This window comes from Actinoplanes oryzae, from assembly GCF_030757795.1.
Classification (GTDB): Bacteria; Actinomycetota; Actinomycetes; order Mycobacteriales; family Micromonosporaceae; genus Actinoplanes.
This window is the reverse complement of record NZ_JAUQWH010000145.1, coordinates 1-23,005: the sequence shown is the minus strand read 5'-3', so window position 1 is coordinate 23,005 and position 23,005 is coordinate 1. Positions and strand designations below refer to the sequence as shown.

24 protein-coding genes and 1 pseudogene are annotated in these 23,005 nt (G+C 71.8%); 14 read left to right on the top strand and 11 right to left on the bottom strand.

What is annotated here, in order from left to right; all coding sequences use genetic code 11:
- The 4 genes from RBH18_RS33680 to RBH18_RS33665 all read left to right on the top strand — a co-directional run.
- On the top strand, positions 1–568 hold a 568-nt coding region (locus RBH18_RS33680), incomplete at its 5' end, for an ABC transporter permease (protein ID WP_372339034.1).
- 40 nt (positions 569–608) lie between these two features.
- Complete coding sequence (locus RBH18_RS33675; RefSeq protein ID WP_306214519.1) at positions 609–1,721, top strand: sugar ABC transporter substrate-binding protein; 1,113 nt, start codon at positions 609–611, stop codon at positions 1,719–1,721.
- A 41-nt stretch (positions 1,722–1,762) separates the two neighbouring features.
- Positions 1,763–2,377, top strand: coding sequence for a TetR/AcrR family transcriptional regulator (locus RBH18_RS33670; protein ID WP_306214518.1), 615 nt, complete (start codon positions 1,763–1,765; stop codon positions 2,375–2,377).
- Positions 2,378–2,380: 3 nt separating this feature from the next.
- Positions 2,381–2,935, top strand: a complete 555-nt coding sequence (locus RBH18_RS33665) for a TetR/AcrR family transcriptional regulator (protein WP_306214517.1) — start codon at positions 2,381–2,383, stop codon at positions 2,933–2,935.
- On the opposite strand, the gene RBH18_RS33660 is transcribed toward RBH18_RS33665, so the two are convergent.
- The 3 genes from RBH18_RS33660 to RBH18_RS33650 all read right to left on the bottom strand — a co-directional run bounded on the left by RBH18_RS33660 (position 2,932) and on the right by RBH18_RS33650 (position 6,080).
- Positions 2,932–4,299: a cytochrome P450 gene (locus tag RBH18_RS33660; RefSeq protein WP_306214516.1), complete on the bottom strand. Its 1,368-nt coding sequence runs from the start codon at positions 4,297–4,299 to the stop codon at positions 2,932–2,934. The genes RBH18_RS33665 and RBH18_RS33660 overlap by 4 nt on opposite strands.
- A 117-nt stretch (positions 4,300–4,416) precedes the next feature.
- Positions 4,417–5,277, bottom strand: a complete 861-nt coding sequence (locus tag RBH18_RS33655; protein WP_306214515.1) for a VOC family protein — start codon at positions 5,275–5,277, stop codon at positions 4,417–4,419.
- A 2-nt stretch (positions 5,278–5,279) separates the two neighbouring features.
- A complete protein-coding gene (locus RBH18_RS33650; RefSeq protein ID WP_306214514.1) occupies positions 5,280–6,080 on the bottom strand; it encodes an alpha/beta fold hydrolase in 801 nt (266 codons plus the stop codon).
- A 74-nt stretch (positions 6,081–6,154) separates the two neighbouring features.
- Here RBH18_RS33650 and RBH18_RS33645 point away from each other — a divergent pair, with 74 nt between their 5' ends.
- The 5 genes from RBH18_RS33645 (at position 6,155) to RBH18_RS33625 (ending at position 11,063) form a co-directional block, all read left to right on the top strand.
- Positions 6,155–6,940 (top strand): IclR family transcriptional regulator, encoded by a 786-nt coding sequence (locus RBH18_RS33645; RefSeq protein ID WP_306214513.1) that lies wholly within the window; start codon positions 6,155–6,157, stop codon positions 6,938–6,940.
- 70 nt (positions 6,941–7,010) lie between these two features.
- Positions 7,011–7,823 carry a 2-keto-4-pentenoate hydratase gene (locus RBH18_RS33640; RefSeq protein ID WP_306214512.1) on the top strand — a complete coding sequence of 271 codons (813 nt, stop codon included), beginning with the start codon at positions 7,011–7,013 and terminating at the stop codon, positions 7,821–7,823.
- Positions 7,820–8,770, top strand: a complete 951-nt coding sequence (locus tag RBH18_RS33635; protein WP_306214511.1) for an acetaldehyde dehydrogenase (acetylating) — start codon at positions 7,820–7,822, stop codon at positions 8,768–8,770. Before RBH18_RS33640 ends, RBH18_RS33635 begins: the two co-directional genes overlap by 4 nt.
- Positions 8,767–9,804, top strand: a complete 1,038-nt coding sequence (gene dmpG / locus RBH18_RS33630; protein WP_306214510.1) for a 4-hydroxy-2-oxovalerate aldolase — start codon at positions 8,767–8,769, stop codon at positions 9,802–9,804. Before RBH18_RS33635 ends, dmpG begins: the two co-directional genes overlap by 4 nt.
- Positions 9,805–9,884: 80 nt before the next feature.
- Positions 9,885–11,063, top strand: a complete 1,179-nt coding sequence (locus tag RBH18_RS33625; protein ID WP_306214509.1) for a cytochrome P450 family protein — start codon at positions 9,885–9,887, stop codon at positions 11,061–11,063.
- Here RBH18_RS33625 and RBH18_RS33620 read toward each other — a convergent pair.
- Entirely contained in the window at positions 11,034–11,942 is a 909-nt protein-coding gene (locus tag RBH18_RS33620; protein ID WP_306214508.1) for an SAM-dependent methyltransferase, read from the bottom strand. The two genes, RBH18_RS33625 and RBH18_RS33620, sit on opposite strands and share 30 nt — an antisense overlap.
- Positions 11,943–12,096: 154 nt before the next feature.
- Between RBH18_RS33620 and RBH18_RS33615 the strand changes: the two genes are divergently transcribed.
- From RBH18_RS33615 to RBH18_RS33605, 3 genes and pseudogenes are all read left to right on the top strand, one after another.
- Positions 12,097–12,771, top strand: coding sequence for a response regulator (locus RBH18_RS33615; RefSeq protein WP_306214507.1), 675 nt, complete (start codon positions 12,097–12,099; stop codon positions 12,769–12,771).
- Between the two features lie 86 nt (positions 12,772–12,857).
- Positions 12,858–13,250: pseudogene (locus RBH18_RS33610) on the top strand (cupin domain-containing protein); the annotation flags it as partial.
- A 77-nt stretch (positions 13,251–13,327) separates the two neighbouring features.
- Positions 13,328–13,978, top strand: a complete 651-nt coding sequence (locus tag RBH18_RS33605) for a methyltransferase domain-containing protein (protein WP_372339033.1) — start codon at positions 13,328–13,330, stop codon at positions 13,976–13,978.
- Between the two features lie 88 nt (positions 13,979–14,066).
- Here the strand turns inward: RBH18_RS33605 and RBH18_RS33600 are convergent, their stop codons facing one another.
- The 6 genes from RBH18_RS33600 to RBH18_RS33575 form a co-directional block, all read right to left on the bottom strand.
- Entirely contained in the window at positions 14,067–15,422 is a 1,356-nt protein-coding gene (locus tag RBH18_RS33600) for an FAD-binding oxidoreductase (RefSeq protein WP_306214506.1), read from the bottom strand.
- A 201-nt stretch (positions 15,423–15,623) separates the two neighbouring features.
- Positions 15,624–16,409, bottom strand: coding sequence for an SDR family NAD(P)-dependent oxidoreductase (locus tag RBH18_RS33595; RefSeq protein WP_306214505.1), 786 nt, complete (start codon positions 16,407–16,409; stop codon positions 15,624–15,626).
- Positions 16,410–16,619: 210 nt separating this feature from the next.
- On the bottom strand, positions 16,620–16,934 hold the full coding sequence (locus tag RBH18_RS33590; RefSeq protein WP_306214504.1) for a DUF4387 domain-containing protein: 315 nt from the start codon (positions 16,932–16,934) through the stop codon (positions 16,620–16,622).
- Positions 16,927–18,294: an acyclic terpene utilization AtuA family protein gene (locus RBH18_RS33585; protein ID WP_306214503.1), complete on the bottom strand. Its 1,368-nt coding sequence runs from the start codon at positions 18,292–18,294 to the stop codon at positions 16,927–16,929. Before RBH18_RS33585 ends, RBH18_RS33590 begins: the two co-directional genes overlap by 8 nt.
- Positions 18,291–19,268: an NAD(P)-dependent oxidoreductase gene (locus RBH18_RS33580; protein ID WP_306214502.1), complete on the bottom strand. Its 978-nt coding sequence runs from the start codon at positions 19,266–19,268 to the stop codon at positions 18,291–18,293. The genes RBH18_RS33585 and RBH18_RS33580 overlap by 4 nt, the downstream gene beginning before the upstream one ends.
- 31 nt (positions 19,269–19,299) lie before the next feature.
- Entirely contained in the window at positions 19,300–20,580 is a 1,281-nt protein-coding gene (locus RBH18_RS33575; protein WP_306214501.1) for an MFS transporter, read from the bottom strand.
- Between the two features lie 93 nt (positions 20,581–20,673).
- Here RBH18_RS33575 and RBH18_RS33570 point away from each other — a divergent pair, with 93 nt between their 5' ends.
- Positions 20,674–21,396, top strand: a complete 723-nt coding sequence (locus tag RBH18_RS33570) for a GntR family transcriptional regulator (protein WP_306214500.1) — start codon at positions 20,674–20,676, stop codon at positions 21,394–21,396.
- Positions 21,397–21,406: 10 nt separating this feature from the next.
- Entirely contained in the window at positions 21,407–22,489 is a 1,083-nt protein-coding gene (locus RBH18_RS33565; RefSeq protein WP_306214499.1) for a tartrate dehydrogenase, read from the top strand.
- A 51-nt stretch (positions 22,490–22,540) separates the two neighbouring features.
- Here the strand turns inward: RBH18_RS33565 and RBH18_RS33560 are convergent.
- The coding region (locus RBH18_RS33560) for a cytochrome P450 (protein WP_306214498.1) at positions 22,541–23,005 on the bottom strand (465 nt) is incomplete at its 5' end.

The window sequence follows — 23,005 nt, the reverse complement described above, 5'->3', positions numbered from 1 at the left end:
GCTGCTGGCCGCGATCTCCTGGATCTCGCACGACGCGCAGATCCTCGACCTGGGCAGCGACTTCCAGCAGATCGCGACGTACGAGATCTTCGGGATCTCGGCCTCGGTCTACCTCATGGTCGTGCTCTCCGCCGTCGTCTGGTACGTGCTGGACAACACCCACCTCGGCCGGACCGTGTACGCGACCGGGGGCAACGCGGGCGCCGCCCGGCTCTCCGGCGTACGCACCGACGTGGTCGTGGTGGCCAGCATGGTGGCGTGCGCGGTGCTCGCCGCGGTCGCCGGCATCCTGCTCAGCTCGTCGCTGGCCACCGGTGACCCGACCGTGGGCCCCGGCTACATGCTGCCGGCGTTCGCCGCGGCGTTCCTCGGCTCCACGCAGTTCCGCAACGGCCGCTTCAACGTCCTCGGCACGGTCGTCGCGGTGTACGTCCTCGCCACCGGCGTCAAGGGGCTCCAGCTGGCCGGCGCGCCGGTGTGGATCCCGGAGCTCTTCAACGGCGTCGCGCTGCTGCTGGCGGTGGCCGTGACCCGGCTGCGCAAGTCGGCCGGCCGCGCCGCCGCCTGATCTCTTTCCTTCCCTCCCTCCGACACGAAGGAACTCCTTGATGAGAACACGCATGCTCGCGCTCGGCAGCGCGGCGCTGCTGACCACCTTTGCCCTCGCCGGATGTGGCGGCACCGAGGATCAGGCGTCGGCCGCGATCCCGGCCGACGCCAAGCAGAAGGCCCAAGCCCTGATCGAGCCGCTGACCGGCAAGCCCAGCGAGTTCCCGATCACCGAGAAGCTCACCTCGCCGGTGCCCGCCGGGACCCGGATCGCCTACGTCGACAACGGCAACGCGCTGGTGTCGCTGATCTACAAGCTGATGCAGCCGGCCGCCCAGAAGCTGGGCGCCGAGCTGTACGCCGTCCGCGCGGGCACCTCCGCCAGCGGCGTGCAGAGCGCCTTCAGCACAGTCGTGCAGCAACGGCCGGCCGCGGTCATCAACACCGCCATCGACCCCGCGCTCTGGGAGAACCAGCGCAAGCAGCTCGTCGCCGCCGGGATCCCGGTGATCTCGCTGGGCACGGTGGCGGGCGCGGACTCCGGTCTGGTTCAGCCCAACGGCGAGGCCGCCTTCGAGAAGCAGGGCCGCCTGCAGGCCGCGTACCTGGTCGCCACCAACGACAAGGCGGTCGAGGCCGTGCTGTACGTCCACAACGAGCTGGCGTACGGAAGTGCGGTCAAACGCGGCTTCGAGGAGGAGCTCAAGGAGCTGTGCCCGGACTGCGAGGCGCGGGTCGTGCAGATCCCGATCACCGAGGTCGGCAACAAGGCACCCGAGCGCATCGTGAGCGACCTGCGGGCGAACCCCGGCACCGACGCGATCGCCTTCCAGTCCTCCGCCGTCGCCACCGGCCTGCCCGCCCGGCTCAAGGTGGCCGGTCTGGAGAAGACCCAGATCGTCGGGGCCAACCCGCTGCCGACGAACCTGCAGTACCTGAAGGACAAGCAGGCGACGGTCGAGCTGGGCGCGGACCTCAACACGCTGGCCTGGACCGCCGTCGACACCGCGGCCCGGCTCATCACCAAGCAGCAGCCGCAGCAGAACGTGCTCGACGGCGAGGCTCTGGTGCAGCAGTTCCTGCGCCCGGAGGACATCAGCTTCGACCCGGCGCGGGGCTTCTCCGCCTATCCCGACGTGGCCGACCGGTTCGCGGCGCTCTGGGGCAAGTAGGGCACCCGAAGCCGAGCCCGCGGCGCACCTAGAATGATCGGATGACGAACGGTGAAGGTGCTCCGAGCAGCCGCGATGTGATCCTCGCGGCTGCTCGCACCTTGGTCTCGACCCGCGGCTACGACGGCATGCTCATCTCCGAGCTGTCCGCCCGTTCCGGGCTGCCCGCCAGTTCGATCTACTACCACTTCGGCAGCAAGCTCGGCGTGCTCGGCTCGCTGCTCGAGCGCACCTTCGAGGAGCTGCACGCGTCGTTCCCGAGCCCCTCGTCGTTCGACGGCCACGAGCCGATCGAGCGGTTCGAGCTCTGGTTCACCGCGGCCTGCGCCGCCCTCGACCAGCGGCCCGACTACCTGCGCCTGCTGCTGGCCGTCTCGGCCGGCTCGCTGGCCGACATGGAGCCGGTCCTCGAGATCGCCCGCCGCATCCGGTCCTACGCCCACGCCTCCTGGGTGGACGCCCTCACCCCGGTCTTCGCCCCGCAGAGCGACGCCGACCGGAAGTTCGTCGACGAGCTGGCCGTCATCGGCCGCGCGATGACCGACGGCCTGTCCGTGAGCACCAGCTTCGAGGGCACGACGCACAGCGCGCACGTGGCCCCGTTCGTCGCCCTCGTCCGCGGCCTGGCGGCTCAGCGCGCACAAGCCGGAAGGTGACCGGTGCGCGGCGACAACCTGTACGACGACTTGCTGGCGGCGGCGATCGAGCTCGCGTCGACCAGGATGTCACTCGCGGTCCCGTCGCTGCGGGCGGTCGCCCGGGCGTGCGCCGTCTCGGCCACCGCGGTCTACCGGCACTTCGCCTCGCAGAGCGACCTCAACCAGGCTGTCCTGCTGCGCATCGACGCGTCCTTCGTCGAGGGGGTCGCCGGGGCGGACGATCCTGGCCGGCCGCCGAGGGAACGGCTGCGCGTGCTCGCGCACGGCTATCTGACCTGGGGGCTGGCCAATCCGGGTCTCTACCAGCTGCGCTTCGAGAGCGCTGAGCAGCTGGGTGCCGATCATGTCCACAGCGACGCCGCGGACGCGCTGCTGGGGCGCATCGGTGAGCTCCTGGAGGCCGCGGGGGGCGCGTCGGGACTCACCGCCCAGGATCTGTGGGCCTGCGCGCACGGGGTGGTGTCGCTGCGCATCCACAAGCCCGATCACCCGTGGCCCGAGCAGCCGGCGGTGCAGCTCGACCGGCTGCTCACCACGTGGGGCTTCGCCGGTTAGCCCCGGTGCGGCCGCAGCCGTACGCCGAGATTGGTGGGGAACACCGACAGCGTGACCCGTTCGCCGACCGGGCCGCGGGAGGTGTCCAGCTCGATGGCGAAGTTGTGGCACGCCATGGCGATCAGCAGCATGCTCTCGACCAAGGCCAAGTTGCGGCCGGGGCACAGGCGCGGTCCGCCGCCGAAGTGCCGGGACGGCGGCGCACCGGCCCGGCCCGGCAGCTGGAGCCCCGGCTGGAACTGCCCGGGATCCGTGCCGTCGTCGAGCAGCAGGATGAGCACCGTGCCGCCATCGACCTGCAGTGATTCCGCGCCGAAGGGGACCTCGGCATCCTCGGTGGCCTCCATGATGAGGTAGGGCGAGGGTGGGTTGACCCTCGTCGTCTCCTTCGCGACGGCCTCGACGTAGCTCAGCCTGGACAGCGAGGCCGCGTCGCCGGGGAACGGCCGGTCGCCCAGCACCTCCGCCGTCTCGGCGCGGATCTTCTCCTGCACCTCCGGGTTGGTGGCCAGGTGATACATCGCCCAGGCGACCTGAGCGGCCGTGTTGTCCTCGCCCGCGACGAGCATGTTGACAACGGCGCCGATCGCGTCCCGCTCGGTCAGCGGCTCTCCGCTGTCGAGGCTGTCCTTGACCAAGCTGTCGAGATAGCACGTGGGTGCCTCGCCCGCGCTCATCCGCTGCCTCGCGTCGGCATATCGCTCGGCAATCAGCTCGCCCGCCTCGGCCATCGCGGAGTCGGTGCGGCGGTCGGCGGGGAGGCGGATCAGGCGCCAGTACGGGAGCGGGCTGTACATCCGGCGGACCACCGTCGAGGCGATCAACGGCAGGCGCTGATGCAGGCCGTCCTCGTGCGGCCGCCGGACGGCATCGAGGTCGTGGCCCAGGGTCAGGCTGCCGATCACCTCCAGCGTGTAGCGCATCAGGTCGTCGAGGACCTCGACGCGCTCGTCCGGCCGCGCCATCATCCACTGGTCACGCAGGCGACCGGTCGACCGGACCATGGTGGCGAATGCGTTGCGCAGGGACGTCACGCTCAATCCCGGTACGGCGCTGCGGCGCAGCCGGCGCCAGTCGGCGCCTTCGGCATTGAACAGGCCGTGCCCGCCCAGCTCGTCGATGACGTCGCTGAGGTAACTGGCGCGGCGGAACGTTCCCGGACGCTCGCGCAGCACCGTGTCGATGACGTCCGGCGCCGAGGTGACGACGGCGGTGGCCGGGCCCAGCCGGACCCGGTACGTCGCGCCGCATTGCTGCCGCCACCGGTAGAGCGTGCGGTGCATCGTGCCGCCCCGGGCCAGGGATGGGCCGTGACCCAGAACAGGAAGACCGGGCGGCTCGGGGAGGTCGGCAACGGTGGGCATCAGCGGGCTCCCCCAAGTTGACAGGTGTTAACTTGGGCGGAATCGTAACACTGTCAAGGTCGGACGACCCGGCCCGCAGCGCCGGCAGCGCCGCGGCCGAGCGCTCCGACGCAGGTCCTACGCCTGCGAGAACGGGTTGACCTGGGCGTGCTTGTGGCCCCAGACGCTGGGCATGCCGAAGTCGTGCGGGACGTAGTCGTCGCCGACCTCGATGGCGCCGTAGCCGATCTCGAGGTGGAAGCCGCTCGGGTTCCGCACGTAGAAGGAGATGGCCTTGTCGTTCATGTGGCGGCCGAGGCTGATCGAGATCGGCACCTGGTTGGCCTGCGCGCGGTCGAACGCGCGGCCGATGTCGTCGATCGACCCGTGCTCGATCTCCAGGTGGTGGATCGAGGCCGTGTCGGCGGTGCCGAGCGCGATGCTGTGGTGGGTGGAGTTGCACCGGAAGAAGAACAGGCCGGGCGCCCGATAATCGGTCAGCTTGAACTCGAGCACCGACTCATAGAGCTCGCGCATCTCGGCCAGCTTCGGGCTGGGGACCACCAGGTGCCCGAGCCCGGTGACACCGGGCGTGGCGTCCACGGGCCGGCGGGGGCGGGTCGTCCGCTTCTCGCCGAGCGCGAGCTCGACCCGGAAGCCGGCCGGGTCGGTGAACCACCGCATCGCGACGGCACCGCGAACCGCCGCCTCGTCGGCCGGGGCCTCCTTCACGACGAAGCCGGCCCCGGTCAGCCGCTGGGTCAGCCGCTCCAGCTCGGCGGCGCGGTCGACGACCCATCCGATGTGCCGGGGGCGATCCTCGGCCGATCGGTACAGCGCCAGCCGGTACGTGAAGTCGTCGAGCTCCAGCAGCACGGCCTCGTCGGGGCCGGACTTCTCCCGGGTGGACCCGACGCCGAGGGTGCGGTCGAACAGGTCGGCCCAGGCGGCGACGTCGGTGACGTCGAGGCCGACGTACCCCAGCTTGCTGATTCCCACGGCTACCTCGCGCTCTCGGCGGACAGGAACTCCCGGACGATGTGGTTGAAGTCGGCCGCCCGCTCGTACTGGACCCAGTGGCGGCAATGCGGCAGCACCCGCAGCTCGGCGTCGGGGATGCCGTGCAGGATGCGGCTCGCCCACGTCAGCGGCACGGTCTGGTCCTCGCGGCCCCAGATGAGCAGCGTCTTGGCCCGGATGCGCGGCAGGTCCGGCGTCAGGTCGCCGAACAGGGGCGGGATCGGCAGCTCGGGATGCACGAGCAGACTCGACCGGTAGCGCTCGTCGATCAGCGCCTCGGTGGCCAGGGCCGGGTCGTGGACCATCAGGCGGACGAACTCGGCCATCGCCTCCCGGGACGGCTTCTCGGCCGCCATGTAGCCGAAGAGGTGCTCCAAGCCGATCGGCCACGGCGGCGCGTCGGGCGGCAGGACGCCGCCGGGTGCCATGAGAACCAGGCGGCCGACCCGCTCGGGCTCGGTGATCGCCAGCCGCATCGCCACGCCGCCGCCGTAGGAGTTGCCGACCAGGTGGGCGCGCTCGATGCCGAGGGCGGTCAGCAGCCGCCCGACCGTCTCGGCGGCGTGGAACAGCAGCGGCTGGTCGGTCTTGCGCGGCGAGCCGCCCCAGCCGGGCAGGTCGGGAACGATGTTGCGGTGGTCGGCGAAGGCCGGAAGGTTGCCGCCGAAGTTGCTCATGCCGGTGGCGCCGGGCCCGGAGCCGTGCAGCCAGACCACCGCCGGACCGGAGCCGGACTCGGTGTAGGCCACCTCGGCGTCGCCGAGGTCAACGGAAGTCGTCATGGTTCATCTCCGTCGTCTGTATGTAGCGCTCACTATAATGAGGTCAGGACGCACGCCACAAGGAAGCCGATGCCATGAACACCACCGCTGCGCGGGCCGGCGCACCAGGCCGTGACACCGTCCTCGGCAAGGCCCTGTTGATCCTGCGCGCCTTCACGGTCGAGCGGACCACCCTGACCTTCGCCGAGCTCCAGGCACAGACCGCCCTGCCCCGCGCCACGCTGCACCGGGTCGCCGACGACCTGCTCCGCGCCGGGCTGCTGGGCCGTCGCCACGGGCGCTACCACCTGTCCGGCCTGGTGTTCGAGCTGGGCATGCGCGCCTCCACCGAACGCGGGCTGCTGGACGCGGCCACCCCGTCTCTCGACCGGCTGCGGGATCAGACGCGGGAGACGGTGCACCTGGCCGTGCTCGAGGGCACCGAGGTGCTCTACGTGGCGAAGGTGGGCGGGCGCCGGGCCGTGGAGTCGCCGTCCCGCATCGGCGGCCGGATGCCGCTGCACGCCACCGCGGTCGGCAAGGCCCTGCTGGCCCACTCCCCGGCGGAGCTGCTCGACCGGGTGCTGAGCACGCCCCTGCGGCGCCTGGCACCCCGCACGATCGTCGACGCCGGGATGCTGCGTGCCCAGCTGGGCGTCGCCCGTGCGAAGGCGATCGCCTACGAGTACGAGGAATCGGGCGTGGGCGTCGCCTGTGTCGCCGCGCCCGTCTTCGACGCCGACCGCAGCGTCGTGGCCGCGATCAGCGTCACCGGCCCGGTGCCCGGGTTCACGCCGCCGCTGCACGCCTCCTCGGTGGGCGCGGCGGCCGCCGCCGTCACCGCGGCGATCAGCCGGCGCGGGACGCTCGGGGCCGGCTGATCCGAACAGGATCCCACTGACCGGAACACGAGCCTGGAGCTCGGGCCGCCCCCTCGATCAGGCTGACAGCGTGACCGAGAATCTCCCCTCGCCGGCCCGCGCCGCCGCGCAGCGGCTGCTGACGGCCTTCCGGACCCGGGTCCCCTGCGCGCCCGTGCGTGACCTGATCGGCGCCGCCGACGTCGATGCCGCCTATGCCGTGCAGCAACAGCTCACCGCCGCGCGGCTGGCCGAGGGCGCCACCGTCGTCGGCCGCAAGATCGGCCTCACCTCCCCCGCGGTGCAGGCCCAGCTGGGCGTCGACCGCCCCGACTTCGGCGTTCTCTTCGCCGACATGGACGTCTCCGGCAGCGGGATCGTCCCCCCGGGCCGGCTCCTGCAGCCGAAGATCGAGGCGGAGATCGCCTTCGTGCTCGGGGCGGACCTCGCGGACGGGGACCTGGGTCCCGCCCAGGTACGCGACGCCGTCGAGTACGCGGTGGCCGCGCTGGAGATCGTCGACAGCCGGATCGCGGGCTGGGACATCACGTTCGGTGACACGGTCGCCGACAACGCCTCCAGCGGCATGTTCGCGCTGGGTGCGCTCCGGGTGCCGCTCACCGGGTTCGCCCCCGTCGAGGCCGCGATGGAGCTGACCGTGAACGGCCGGCAGGCGTCCCAGGGCGACGGCTCGGCCTGCCTCGGTGACCCGCTCAACGCGCTGGCCTGGCTCGCGCGCACCGCCCGCGACCACGGCGACCCGCTGCGGGCGGGACAGCTCGTCCTGTCCGGCGCGCTCGGCCCGATGATCCCGGTCGGGCCGGGCGACGTGGTGACCGCCACCATCACCGGCCTGGGGCAGGTCGGCGTCACCTTCGCCACCGGGACAGGAGCCGACGCATGAGCCGGACGAAGGTGGCCGTCATCGGCTCGGGCAACATCGGGACCGATCTGATGATCAAAGTGCTGCGGGTGTCGGAACACCTCGAGATGGGCGCCATGGCCGGCATCGACCCCGAGTCCGACGGGCTGGCCCGCGCGCGTCGTCTCGGCGTGCCCACCACCGCCGGCGGCGTCGACGGGCTGATCGCCATGCCGGAGTTCGGCGACATCGAGATCGTGTTCGACGCGACGTCGGCCGGGGCGCATGTGGCCAACGCCGGGAAGCTCGCACCGTACGGCAAGCGGCTGATCGATCTCACGCCGGCCGCGATCGGGCCGTACGTGGTGCCCGCCGTCAACCTCGGGGAGCACCTCGACGCGCCCGACGTCAACATGGTGACCTGCGGCGGCCAGGCCACGATCCCGGTGGTCGCCGCGATCGCCCGGGTGGCCCCCGTCCCGTACGCCGAGATCGTCGCGTCGATCGCCGCGAAGTCCGCCGGACCGGGCACGCGGGCCAACATCGACGAGTTCACCGAGACCACCGCGCAGGCCATCATGGCCGTCGGCGGGGCGCAGCGCGGCAAGGCGGTGATCATCCTCAACCCGGCCGAGCCGCCGCTCATCATGCGCGACACCGTGCTGGCCCTGGTGGCCGCGCCCGACGAGACGACGCACGCGCAGATCCGGGCCTCGGTCGAGAAGATGGTCGCCGACGTCGCCGCGTACGTGCCCGGCTACCGGCTCAAGCAGCGCGTGCAGATCAACCCGGTCCCGGCCGGGCAGCCGGTGCACACACTGCTCGCCGAGCGGCCTTCCGCCGCGCCCACGCACCAGGTCACCGTCTTCCTCGAGGTCGAGGGCGCGGCGCACTACCTTCCGGCGTACGCCGGGAATCTGGACATCATGACCTCGGCCGCCATCCGGGTCGCCGAGCGCATCGCTCAGCGGAAGGAGACCGCCCGATGACCCGGGTCTTCCTGCAGGACGTGACCCTCCGCGACGGCATGCACGCCATCCGGCACAGCCTCGAGCCGGCAACCGTCGGACAGATCGTGGCGGCGCTCGATGCCGCCGGGGTCGACGCGATCGAGGTGGCCCACGGCGACGGCCTGGCCGGCGGCAGCCTCACCTATGGACCGGGCAGCCACACCGACGCCGACTGGATCACGGCCGCCGCCGCGTCGCTGCGCAACGCGCGCCTCACGACGCTGCTGCTGCCCGGGATCGGGACCATCGACGACCTCGAGCACGCGTACGAGCTGGGGGTCCGCTCGGTCCGGGTGGCCACCCACTGCACCGAGGCCGACGTCTCCGCGCAGCACATCGCGACCGCCCGCGAGCTGGGCATGGACGTCTCCGGCTTTTTGATGATGAGTCACATGACCGACCCGGCCACGGCGGCCGGGCAGGCCAAGCTGATGGAGTCCTACGGCGCCCACTGTGTCTACATCACCGACTCCGGCGGGCGGCTGATGATGAACGACGTCCGGGAACGGGTGCGGGCCTACCGCGACGTCCTCGACCCCGGCACCGAGATCGGCATCCATGCGCACGAGAACCTCTCGCTGTCGGTGGCCAACTCGGTGGTCGCCGTCGAGGAGGGCGTGACCCGGGTCGACGCCTCGCTCGCCGGTCAGGGCGCCGGGGCGGGCAACACCCCGCTCGAGGCGTTCGTCGCGGTGGCCGACCTGCACGGCTGGGACCACGGCTGCGACCTGTTCGCGCTGCAGGACGCGGCCGACGACCTGGTCCGCCCGCTGCAGGACCGGCCGGTCCGGGTCGACCGCGAGACGCTCACCCTCGGCTACGCCGGCGTGTACGGGTCCTTCCTGCGCCACGCCGAGACAGCGGCCGAGCGCTACGGCACCGACGTGCGCACGTTGCTCGTCGAGGCGGGCCGGCGACGGCTGGTCGGCGGTCAGGAGGATCTGCTCACCGACATCGCGCTCACCCTGACCGCGGCGGGGAAGACACCTGAGTCACATCGCCGGACGCCGTGAACGCAGGCGTGACAGCCGGTCGTCGACAAGGGAGACGCCCGTAACCGCGGACTCGTCATCGCGGAGAGGAAGCGACTCCCTTGAACACCTTCATCACAGCCGATCCCCACCCGGCGTACGCCCGATGGCGCGCCGAAGGCCCGATCCGGCAAGTGCCGCTGCCCGGCGGCGAGCAGGTGTGGCTGGTCACGGAGTACGAAACCGGCCGCCAGGCGCTGGCCGATCCCCGGCTGTCCAAGGCGCCCCGCGACGCCGGCTCGTACTCCGAGACCGACCGCGCGCTCAACATGCACATGCTCTCGGCCGACCCGCCCGACCACACCCGGCTGCGCAAGCTGCTGTCGGGCGCGTTCACCAGCCGGCGCATCGAGTCGCTGCGCCCGCGCGTCGAGCAGATCACCGACACGCTGCTCGACGAGATGAGCGCACACGAGCAGGCCGACCTGCTGAACGCGTTCACCGTCCCGCTGCCGATCCAGGTCATCTGCGAGCTGCTGGGGATCCCGGACGCCGACCGCGACACGTTCCGCGTCTGGTCGGGGCACATCGTCGCCGGCGTCGACCCGACCGGCGAAGTGACCAGCCAGACGCTGCAGTCCACCACGACGGCCTTCCTGGCGTACATCCGGGATCTGCTGCGGCAGCGCCGGACCCGCCTCGGCGACGACCTGCTCTCCGGCCTGATCGCGGTGCGCGACGACGAGGACAGGCTCTCCGAGGACGAGCTGACCTCCATGGTCTTCATGCTGCTGATCGCCGGCACCGAGACGACCGCCAACCTGCTCGGCAACGGCAGCTTCCTGCTGCTCAGCGAGCGCGAGCGCTGGGAGCGGCTGCGCCTCGGGCGGGAGCTGCTGCCCGAGGCGATCGAGGAGTTCCTCCGCTACGAGAGCTCGCTGAAGTTCTCCACCGGCCGGATCGCCGCCGAGGACTTCGAGCTGGCGGGCGCGCCGATCAGGGCCGGTGACGTGGTCATGGTCAGCCTGCTCGCCGTGAACCGCGATCCGTCCCGGTTCGACAGTCCCGGCGAGCTTCGCCTCAGCCGTACGCCGAACTCGCACCTGGCGTTCGGCCACGGGATCCACCGGTGCATCGGCGCGCCCCTGGCCCGGATGGAGGCGATGATCGCGTTCGACCGGCTGCTCACGCGGTTCCCCCGGCTCCGCCTCGCCGTCCCTGCGGAGCAGGTGACGTGGCGGCCGCGGCTGCTGATCCGGGGCCTCGACGCACTACCCGTGCACACCGGCGCCCGGCGCTAGCACCGCGGGATCGGGGCGGCCGGCCTCGACCTCGGCGTCGAAGTACCAGAGGTCGATCCCGCCCCGCGCGGGATCCCAGGTCGGCCGCACCTCCCGCCCGTACCGCCGGCCCAGCTCCACCAGCGTCATCGCGTCCGGCGACCAGCCGTGCCCGGACATCCACGCGTGCGGCGGGGTGGGCGGGCCGTACCGCAGCACCGAGGCGAGCCGGCGCAGCCCGTCGTCGGACGCGGACTCCACGGTCAGACGGGAGCCGATCGGCTGCGCGATCTCGACGTAGCACCGGCTGCCGGGAGCGGACAGCTCGCGGGCCCGGCTCATCAGCAGATCAGCCTCGGTACGGCTCAGATAGACGGTCAACCCCTCGGCCACCCACGCGGTCGGGCGCGACGGCTCGAACCCCGCGGCGAGCAACGCGGCGGGCCAGTCACCGGCCAGGTCGACCGGCACCGGCGTCCGCGTGGCGATCGGCTCGAGCCCGGCCGCCCGCGCGGCCGCCGCCTTCAGCGCGAGCCCGCCGGGCAGGTCCAGCTCGAAGACGCGCCGGCCGGCCCAGGGCATCCGGTAGGCCCGCCCGTCGAGACCGGCGCCCAGCAGCACCACCTGGTCGAGGCCGGACGCCGTCAGCGCGCGGTCGAAGTGCAGGGTACGCAGCACGACGAGGTCGCCCATCAACTCGGTCGTGCCGTTCATCTGCCCCGGCATGGAGTCGAAGCGTGGCCGCTCCCCCGGCTCGGCCAGCCCGAGCCGGACCAGGAGGGCCTCGGCGAGCGGATCCCGGAAGGCGGGCCGGGCGGACAGCGACTCGGCGGCGCGATGGGCGGCGACGACGACGGCAGTCCACTCGACTCCGTCGGGCAATGTTGGTGTCTCAGTCACGCCTCGTTCGACGTCGGCGGTGCACCGCGCTGTTCACGCATCCGGCCTCATGTACCCGGCGTCACGTGGGAGACAGAACGTTCTCTTCTCTGCTATGGTCGGCGAGCCGGAGGCCTTGGTCGCCGGTGCCGTCGAACACGGAAGGACTTCCGTCATGATCCGCGTCATGATCGCCGACGATCAGCCGCTCGTCCGCGCCGGCCTGCGCATGGTCCTGGCCCAGCAGCCCGACCTCACCGTCGTCGGCGAGGCCGGCGACGGCCGCAGCGCCATCCAGCAGTACTGCGACCTACGCCCGGACGTCGTCCTGATGGACACGCAGATGCCACGGCTGGACGGCATCGCCGCGACCCGGGGCATCGTGGCCGCGCGGCCGGTCGGCGGCCCCGCCCCCCGGGTGCTGATCATGACGGAATGTGACATCGACGACTGCCTCTACGAAGCACTCGAGGCCGGAGCCTCCGCCATCCTCAACAAGGACTGCGAGCCCACCGAGCTGATCCAGGCCATCCACCTCATGGCCGACACCGAGGCTCTGCTGCCACCCAGCATCAGCAAACGCCTCATAGCCAGCTTCATCGAGGCCCACCCGCGCCGCCATCCCGTCCTGCCCGGCATCCTGGACATGCTCACCGCCCGCGAACGCGAAGTGCTCGAACTCATGTCCACCGGCTTCTCCAACGCCGAGATCGCGGCCGCCCTGGTCATCTCCGAGCAGACCGCCAAGACCCACGTCAGCCGCGTCCTGACCAAACTCCACCTCCGTGACCGCGTCCACGCCGTCGTCTTCGGCTACGAGAGCGGCCTGGTCCGGCCCGGCCGGCATTGAATGCCCCGTTCCCCCAGCACAACGCGCCCCGGCGCCCCGGCGTTCACCCCGATCCGACGCCGTCGCCGCGGGCTACCGTAGGCGCGGTGGACATCATCGACGCCGTTGTCGCCGGTCTGCGCAGCGGAGAGGCCTACGGGCGGCGGATAGGACTGCGCGGCGCGTGGGGCATGCGCTTCCCCGCGGTCAGCGGCACGGGCTTTCACGTGATCCTCGCCGGCGACGGCTGGCTCACGACCCGCGACGGGACACCGACGGCGGTCCACCCCGGCGACGTCGTGCTCGTCCCGCACGGGGCCGAGCACGCGCTCTGCCACGTCCCCGCGGGACCCGAGGGCCTCCCCGACTTCACCCAGGCCGGCGACCTGGCCGGCCCGGCACCCGACTTCGCGTTCTTCTGCGGGCTCTACCGCCGGCACCGGGCGCCGACGCACCCGTTCCTGGCCCGCATGCCCGACCTGGTCGTCATGCGCCCCGAGGGCGACCACACCGACCTGCGCGGTGGGGACTCTCCGGCGCCGAACGGATCGTCGACGCGGGGTGCGGCAACGGCGAGGTGGCGGCCGACTTGGCTGCCCGCTTTCCCGATGCGGAGGTCATCGGGACCGACCACTCGCCCGATGCGATCGCCGATGCGATCCAGCGCCATCCTGACGGCCGCGCGGAGTACCGGGTAGCCGACATCCTGCATCTGCCTTTCGGTGATGACTCGTTCGGCGCTGTGCGCTGTGAGCGCGTGACGCAGCACCTGACGGAACCGGACAAGGCGATTGCCGAACTGGTCCGCGTGCTGCGCCCTCGCGGCCGTTTGCTGCTGATCGACACCGACTGGGACTCGATGCTCCCGGACGGCTCCTCCACGCTGCTTCGCGAGAGGACACCCGAGGTCATCGCGATCCTCACCGGCCAGGTGAGCAAGGGCGACCGTACAGCCGGCCGCACCCTGCATCGCCGGATGATCCAGACCGGCTTGACCGACGTTCAGGCGGAACCCGTCACGCTGGTCTTCGACGTCCTCGCCGACGCGAACCAGCTCCTGCCTCTCGACCGTCACATGGTCATGGGCATCATGGGCGACCACCCGGCGGCCGGCCTTTGCTCCGCATGGCTCGACGCCCTCGACGAATGCGTCGCCGATCACACCTTCCTGGCGACGCTGACCATATGGGTAGCGAGCGGATCCAAGGCGGGGGTCCCGCAGCCCTGACCACGAACGTTCGCGGTGAGGGCTGTGAGCACCACCGGGAAAGGCCGGTCCCGGCCCTCACCGCATCGGAACGGCGATCCGGTACGGATCAGAACGGCAGCGGGATCGCGCGGAAAACCCCGGCCGGGTCGTAGCGATCCTTGAGCGCCCGCAGACGGCCGGCGTTGCCGCCGAAGCCCAGCGGAATCTGGTCCACGGCGTCCGGCCCGAGCAGGTTGGGGTAGCCGCCCTCCAACGCGTACGGCTGAAGCGCCGCCGAAAGATCCCGCGCCCACTGCCGCTGCACCGGCGATTCGTTCGTGTCGGTCCAGACCGAGATGATCTCCACCATGTGATGGGGTACGCGGGTGCCGAACGCGCTGGCCCCGGGCGCGACCCGGGCGGCGGCGCCGTGGAACGAGTGCAGGGCGACCGCGGTGAACGGCGAGGGCTTGCGCGCGACGTGCTCGATCAGGGCTGCGGCGACCTCGTCGCTGATCGTCGGCACCGACCGGGTGCTGATCTCCACCTGCCGTCCGTACGGGAACATCGCGCCCAGCTCGGCCGCGCCGTCGGCGAGGCGTTTCTCGGCGATCATCGCCATGGCCGGCGTCCCCAGCCGGGTCAGTGCGTACACGGGTCCGTCCTCGGCCAAACCCGTTTCCCGCGGGCCCACCCAGGTCGGCGACAAGAGCACCACCGGCGCCCCGTCCGGGCCGCTGAGCAGAGCGGTCTGCACCGTCAGCTCGTCCGGCATCTCCTCGTGCAGCTCCCGCAGGTTCTTCAGCACCTGACCGGCCTGATCGAACGGATAGATCACAGTGCCGCCCACGACCGACGGGACCCGATGGACATTGAACCGGGCCTCCACCACGACGCCGAAGTTCCCGCCCCCGCCACGCAGCGCCCAGAGCAGGTCCTCGTCGGCCTCGACGACGGAACCGTCGGCCAGGGCCACCGTGGCGGCGGCCAGGTTGTCGGCAGCCAGGCCGAAACGCCCGCTCAGCGGCCCGTACCCGCCGCCCGTGGCCAGCCCCACCATGCCGACCGAGTCCACCGTGCCGGTCACCGCGACCAGCCCGTGCTCGCCGGCGGCCGACAGGAGCTCGCCGACACTCGTCCCGCCACCGACCGTGGCCAGCCCGGCTGCCGGGTTCACTCGGACACCGTTGAGGCCGGACAGATCGAGCACGAGCCCGCCCGGGCGCAGCGCGCGTCCAGCCCAGTCGTGGCCCCGCCCGTAGACCGTCAGCGGCACGCCCACCCGCTGCGCGGCCATGATGCCGGCCTGAACGTCGCTGGTCTCCAGGCACCGGATCACTGCCGCCGGGCGATCGGTCACCGCGGCGTTCCACGGCGGCACGGCCGCGCCGATCGCCTCGCCGGTCCCGATCCGCTCCGGCCGCACGTGACTGGTCAGTGCGGCCACGATCTCGTCGGCCGACACTTCATGGTTGTGTGGCATCGGTGCTCAACTCCTCGGCTTGCCTTGCGGATCGTCGGGTGCGGGCGGCCCTGGTGAATCCGCCCGCACGTCCGTACGACGTCCGCCGGCGTGTCCGGCGTTCATCGCCGTTCTCAAGCCGTACCTGACCGTCTGCGGGCCTCGCCCGCTGGTCGTGTCCCAGCTCAGAACATCGGCTTGCGGACGAGGGCCCCTGCCGGCTCAGGCGACGAGCTCGTCGAAGCGCATGTTCGGCTGCCCGCTCGAGGCGCGGATCCCGCCGTCGATCATGAGGTGCGCGCCGTTGATGAACGACGCGTCGGCGCTGGCCAGGAAGGCGATGGCAGCGGCGACGTCCGAGGGCTGGGCGAGGCGGCGCATCGCGATCCGCTCGAGGTAGCCGTCATGGATCTCGGTCCGCGCGATCTGCGGCGCCGCCATGTCGGTGGCGGTCAGCGTCGGGTGCACGGCGTTGACTCGGACGCCCTCGGGCCCGTGGTCGAGCGCCATCACGTTCGTCAGGTTGGTGACCGCGCCCTTCGACGTGTTGTAGGCGGCCAGGCCCCAGTCCCCGCCGAACCCCGACAGCGACCCGACGTTCACGATGCAGCCGCCCACGGCGCGCAGGTGCGGCAGCGCGGCCCGGGAGCAGAAGAAGATGCCGTCGACATTGGTCGCCATGACCCGGCGCCACGCCTCGGCGTCCACCTGCTCGACCGTGCCCACCACCAGGATGCCGGCGTTGTTGACGAGCACGTCGAGGCGCCCGTGCCGCGCCACCACCCCGTCGATGACCGCGGCGATCCCCGCCTGGTCCGACACGTCGCCGACCACGGCCTCGACCACACCGTCGGCGCTCGCGGCCAGCTGCTTCAGCGTCTCCTCGGTCCGCCCGACGGCGATCACCGTCGCACCCTCGGCCGCGAACCGCTGCGCCGTCGCCGCGCCGATTCCCACCCCGGCACCGGTCACGATCACGACCTTGCCCGCGAAGCGCCCGTCAGTCATTGGTGTCCCCTCACATCTCCGATGTGGTGGCTGCCGCGGCAACCACCTCTCCCGACGCCAATGCTTGCGGCACGTTCCGCGATGTACCAGGTGCGAGGGGGGCCGTGCTGCTCCCCTCCTCGCCCCTCGTTGCCACCGCTGCCGCAGCGTTCGTCCGGTGACGGCTGGAACCCGCGCGGGGAGCTGCGCCGATCGCGCCGGGCCGGTCGGTCACCCGGCCCGGGTGGGCACGGGCAGCGACGCCAGGGGTACGTGGTGCTGGCCGGCGTGCATGTCGCGGTCGGTCAGGCTGCCCTGGACGACCGGGCGCGGGAAGGAGATCTTCACGACGTTCAGCGCCGGGATGCGGAAGATCTGCACGGTGTCCGCGGCGATGCCGTAGAGGCGGGCGATCAGCTCGGCGTCCACGAAGGCGACCGCCTCGAAGCCGGCGCCGTCGCGCATGAACAGTTCCATGGTCGTCCAGAACGGGCCGGCATTCTTCGACCGCACCTCGACAGCCAGGTCGGCGATCGTCTCAGACATCCGAGTCCTCCCAGACAGTGCGGAACAGCTCCGCCGGCGAGTCGACGGCGACGACGTGGTTGAGCACGAACTCGTAGGCCGCGCCGCGCTCGGTCTCGGCGGGCGAGAACGGGAACGCCAGGCTGGGCAGGAAGGCCATGTCCGGGGTCGGCAGGTGCAGCATCAGCGGGTTCGCTATCTTCGCGATCGCCGTGGCCGTCTCCTGGTCGGCGGCGCTGACCAGGAGCATCACGCCCACCTCCCGCGGCGGCGATGCGGGCGGCGGCTCGATCGCGCCGAGCACCGCGTTGTGTCCGTACAGGCGGATGTCGAAGGCATAGTCCCCGGCGCCCAGGGCGAGGGTCTGGGTGACGCGCTCGGTGAGGATGCGGCGCAGCAGGGCGGCCCACGTGTCGATGCGCGCCAGGATGTGCGGGTCGCGGATGGCGGTGAACGACATCGTCTCGTAGCCGGTGATCCGCGCCCCCTCGAGCTTGTTGGTGTACTGCTCGGCGACGGCGAAGACTGACCCTTCGACGCGTACGCGGCGGTCGTCGAGGGCGGTGTAGACGGCATCGGCGACCTCCAGCGTGCCGGCCGGCTCGCGCATCGAGAACGGGTTCACTGTCTCGTAGAGCATGTGTGCGGCGACCGTGTGCGGCGTGCAGGCGTTGCCCGGGTCCAGCGGCTCGATGGTGAAGCCGGTCGCGTCGACAGTGGCGAAGACGCCGCTGGAACGGGGGTCGGTGGTGCACTGCGCGCCGCACTCGACGATCTTCGCGGCGTGCCAGACCGGTCCGGCCGGCATCCCGTGCAGCAACGGGAAGGCAGCCGCCACCGCGGTGTCGGTGGCCCGCCCGGCCAGCACCACGTCAGCGCCGGCCGCGAGCGCGTCCGCGATCGGCTCGTGGCCCATCATCGCCACGATGTGCGTGCAGCTCTCCACGGTCGGCAGATCGAGCTCGCCGGCCGGTGGCAGCGGCCGGATCCGGTCCTGCCCGAGGTACTCCTTGAGGTCGGCGGCCCGCTGCTCCGCGTAGATGGTCGCCACCCGCAGCGACAGGTGCTCCTCGGCCAGCACCGAGCGGGCGATGCCGGCGACCCAGTCGACGCCCGCGTCGGTGCCACTGGTGCCGCACGACCCCACGATCAGCGGGATGCCGGCCCGGGCCGCGGCGCGCAGCAGGATGCGCAGGTCGCGCTTGACCGCCGCGGCGGTCGTCTTGGCGGTGCCGGTGCCCAGATAGTACGGGCCGGAGTCGGTCGAGCCGCCGTCCACGGCGATCACGTCGGCGCCGAGCTCGATGCCGCGGTCGACGATCTCGGCGGGGAAGCCCGCGCCGAGCATGCCCGAGGGCACGAGGATGCGTACGGAGGTCATGGTGCCTTCCTCGGCTCGGTGATCAGGTGGGCGTTGACGGCTGACGCGGGATGGCCGGCCAGCGCGGCGACCAGCTCCTTGGCGCCTTCGAGTCCGGCGGCGCGGCGGGCCTCGGTGGTCTGCCCGGCCATGTGCGAGAACACGGTGATGCCCGGCACGGTGCGCAGGATGCTGTCGGCGGGCAGCGGCTCGACGTCCACGACATCGAGTGCCGCGCCGCTCAGGTGTCCGCTGCGCACGGCGGCGACCAGCGCCGCCTCGTCCACGATCGGACCGCGGGCGGTGTTGATCAGATAGGCGCCTCGCTTCATGCGCGCGAAGGCCGCGGCGCCGAGCAGGTGCCGCGTACGGTCGGTGAGCGCCGTGTGCACCGACACCACGTCACTGTCGTGCAACATCTCGCCGAGCTCGACGAAGCGGACCGGCGTGGCACCGCGTGCCTGCGGCGCGACGCCTGTCGTACACAGCACCCGCATGCCGAAGGCGTCGGCCAGCACCGCGGTCCGCCGGGCCGCCGCGCCCCAGCCGATCAGGCCGAGCGTCTTGCCCCGCAGCTCGGTACCGTCCTCGCGCGGCCAGCCTCCGGCCGCGACCCCGGTGGCCATCGGCACCAGCCGGCGCGCGTGGGCGAGCAGCAGCCCGATCGTGTATTCGGCCACCGCGTTGGCGTTGATCCCGGGCAGGTTGCTCACGGTGATGCCCAGCTCGGCCGCCGCGGCCACGTCGACCGAGTCGTAGCCGACGCCGGTGCGCACGACCGCCCGCAGGTCCGGCGCGTCGCGCAGGACGGCCCCGGTCATCGGCTCGTTGGCGATCAGCGCGCCCTCGGCGCCGGCCAGCGCCGCGATCAGCTCGTCCGGCCGGCGTCGCCCGCGCATCGGCGCGTGCCGCGTGGTGAAGCCCAGCCCGGTCAGGTAACGGTCCACCTCGTCGGCGGGGACGAGATAGTCGGTCGTGATGAGAATGCTCGGCATTGCTTCCTTCCGGTGTCGGATGCGACGGGTGTCAGAGCGCGCCGGCGGGCACGGCCTCCTGGCGACGGTGCAGCCGGTCCAGGCGCAGGACGACCAGGACGGCGAGGGCGGCGAGCACCGCGATGTCGAGCAGCATCCAGTTCCAGCCGGTGAGGTCGGTGACGCCGCCGATCAGCGCCGGACCGGCGAAGCCGCCCAGATACCAGGTGACCGCGTACAGGCCGGTGTAGGTGCCCAGCACGCGGCTGGTCGGCGCCAGGTTCCACAGCGCCACCGCGGCATTGATGGTGAAGGCGGCCGCTCCGACACCGGCGACACAGAAGGCGATGACCGTGCCGGTTACGGTCTGCAGCAGGGTGCCGGCGATCATGGCGGCGGCGAAGAGTGCCATGCCGGCGGCGATGGTGCGCAGCCGGCCCACGCGTTCGGCGAGCACCGCGGCGGGATACGCGGCGAGCAGGTAGGCGACGCCGCTGGGCAGCGTGAGACCGCCCGCGTCGCCGCGGCTCAGGCCGAGCGCCTCCATCCCGTACGGGGTGATCAGTGACCGCGACGCGAACCAGGCCCCGCCGAACAGCAGGACGGTGAGCAGCAGGAGCAGCCTGCGGCGATCGTGGTCGGTGACCAGCCCGGCGACGACCTGGCGCAGCGGCACCCGCGCCGGGCCCGACGGTCCGGCGGCCCGGTCCTCGGCCAGCGCGGCCTGATAGCCCCGCGACCGGCTGTCGCGCACCTTGGCGATCAGCACGCCGCTGACCGTCAGCAGAATCGCCGCCGGGATGACGAACGCCGCCCGCGGGTGCTCGTCGACCACGAACACGCTGATCAGCGAGGCCACGATGATGGTCAGGGAGGTGGCGATCTTCACCACCGCGTTGGCCCGGCCGCGGCGCTCGGGCGAGATGAAGTCGGGCACGAGGCACTCGGCCAGCGGTCGCGTGGTGTTGGCCAGCAGCGCGTACAGGACCATCACCGTGACCAGGGCGATGAGCGAGGTGGTCCACGGCAGGAAGACGAAGACGACCGCGGCCAGCGGCATGCCGACCGCGAGATACGGCACGCGCCGGCCCCAGCGGGTGCGGGTGCCGTCCGAGCGGTTGCCGATCCAGGGCTGGATGACGATGCCCAGCAGGTTGTCCAGGCCCATGAACAGGCCGATCAGCCCGGCACTGGCAACGTGCTCGCGCAGCAGGGCGGGCACCTGGTTGTCGTAGAAGTTCCAGGTCGACTCCAGCGCGAAGAACGTCAGAGCCACGTAGAACATGAGCAGGCGGTGGGATGTGGCGCCGGTGCGGACCGATGTTTCGACCATGTCGCCTCCGTGTGTCGCAGGCCACAGTAATTTGCTACAGCAAAATAAACAACTGACTCAAAGCAATTAGCGGTGGCACGCTAGAGTGCGGGCATGACGACAGCCGAGACCCTTGCCGACCGGGCGTACCGTCATGTCCGCGCCGCGATCGCCACCGGCGAGCTCGCCGCCGGGGACAAGGTCACCGAGCGCGGCATGGCCGAGCGGCTGCGGATCAGCCCCACCCCGGTCCGCGAGGCGCTGCGCCGGCTGGAGCTCGACGGCCTCATCGAGCGGATCGGGCCGCGCACGGTGCTGGTGAGCGCCATCCACCAGGCCGCCATCGACGACCTGGCCGAGGTCGAGGTCGGCCTGCGCGGCCTGATCGCCCGGTTCGCCGCCCGCCACGCCACCGCCGAGCAGCTCGACGCCCTCGACGAGATCCTCGACCGCGCCGACGACCTGCTGATCCTCGCCAAGGAACGACGCCGGCAAGGGCAGCCGGCCGATCGGCACCTGACCGCGCTGCTCGACACCATCCAGGAGTTCAACGACACCGTCAGCGCCTGCGCCCACAATCCGATCCTGGTCCGGCTCCTGGAGCAGAGCCAGGTGTTCGCCCGCGAGGAGCGCCGCGAGCGGGTGCTCCAGCAGGTGGCCCAGGACGACACGTTCGGGCTCGACCGCTACACCAGCCACCGCGCCCTGGCCAAGGCCCTGCGGGCGGGCGACTCGGCCGCCGCGGAGCGCATCGCGACCCAGGACGTCCAGGGTGGACTCGCCGCGCTGCGGGACGGCGGACGGCAGGCCCGGAAGGCGGCCCGCGTTGCCCGATGAGGAAAGTTCCGTGCGCAGTCACCGCATCGCCGTCATCCCCGGTGACGGCATCGGCACCGAGGTCGTCCCCGCCGGGCTGGAAGCGCTGCGGGCCACCGCCGGGCGCTTCGGCATCGGGCTCGAGTTCGACACCTTCGACTTCGCCAGCGCCGCCTACTGGCAGCGCCACGGCACCATGCTGCCGCCGGACTGGGAGCAGATCCTCCGCCAGTACGACGCCATCTACTTCGGCGCCGTCGGCTGGCCCGAGGTCGTCCCCGACCACGTCTCGCTCTGGGGCAGCCTGCTGCGGTTCCGCCGGGTCTTCGACCAGTACGTGAACCTGCGCCCGTGCCGCCTCATGCCCGGCGTGCGCAGCCCGCTGGCCGGACGGCAACCCGGCGACATCGACTTCGTCGTCGTCCGCGAGAACACCGAGGGCGAGTACTCCAGCGTGGGCGGCCGCATCTTCGAGGGCACCGAGCGCGAGACCGTGCTGCAGGAGACCGTCATGACGCGCGTCGGTGTCGACCGCGTGCTGCGCTTCGCCTTCGAGCTGGCCGAGCGCCGCCCGGCCCGGCACCTGACGTCGGCCACCAAGAGCAACGGCATCTCGATCTCGATGCCCTACTGGGACGAGCGAGCCGCCGCCATGGGGCAGCAGTTTCCCGGCGTACGCCTCGACAAGTTCCACATCGACGCCCTGGCGGCCCAGTTCGTGCTGCACCCCGACTGGTTCGATGTCGTCGTCGCCAGCAACCTGTTCGGTGACATCCTCTCCGACCTCGGGCCGGCCTGCACCGGCACACTGGGCATCGCCCCCAGCGCCAACATCAACCCCGACGGCACCGCGCCGAGCCTGTTCGAACCGGTGCACGGCTCGGCCCCCGACATCGCCGGCCGGGGCATCGCCAACCCGATCGGCCAGATCTGGTGCGGCTCGATGATGCTCGACCACCTCGGCCACCCCGAGGCAGCCGCCCACCTGCTCGGCGCCGTCGAAGACGTCCTGGCCGCCGGCCCCGGCGACGCCCCGCTGACCCCCGACCTGCACGGCACCGGGACGACCGCCGAGCTGGGCCGCGCGATCGCCGAACGCGTCACGGCCCGCTGACCGACCCGACCGGCGTACGCCGTCACCCGCGACCCGATGAGCGCCGGGCCGTCACCGAGCGGTCGGCGCCAGGTTGACGTACAACCGGGAGAGGCCTCGTGATGCTTGACCGGCCTTCCAGGCGAGCGCCGACGGGTCCTCGGCCGGTTCCGCGGCCGGGAACCGCTCCACCAGCCCGTGCAGGGCCTCGGTCAGCTGCAGGCGGGCGAGCGGCGCCCCGATGCACCGGTGGACTCCGTGGCCGAAGGTGAAGTGCCGGGCGGTCGCCTCCCTCCTGCGGCGGTTCGCGTCGACGACGGAGACCAGAACCGGGTCCCCCGCTTCGACGGTCCGGCCCGCGATGGACATCCGCTCGACCGCCACGCGGGGGAACATCACCGACAGGGCCGGGCTGAGCCGCATGATCTCCGCCACGGCGACCGGAGTCAGCGACGGATCGGCGCGCAGCAGGGCGGCCAGCTCGGCGCTGCTCAGCACGCTCAGGATGCACAGGCTCAGCTGGTTGGCCGTCGTCTC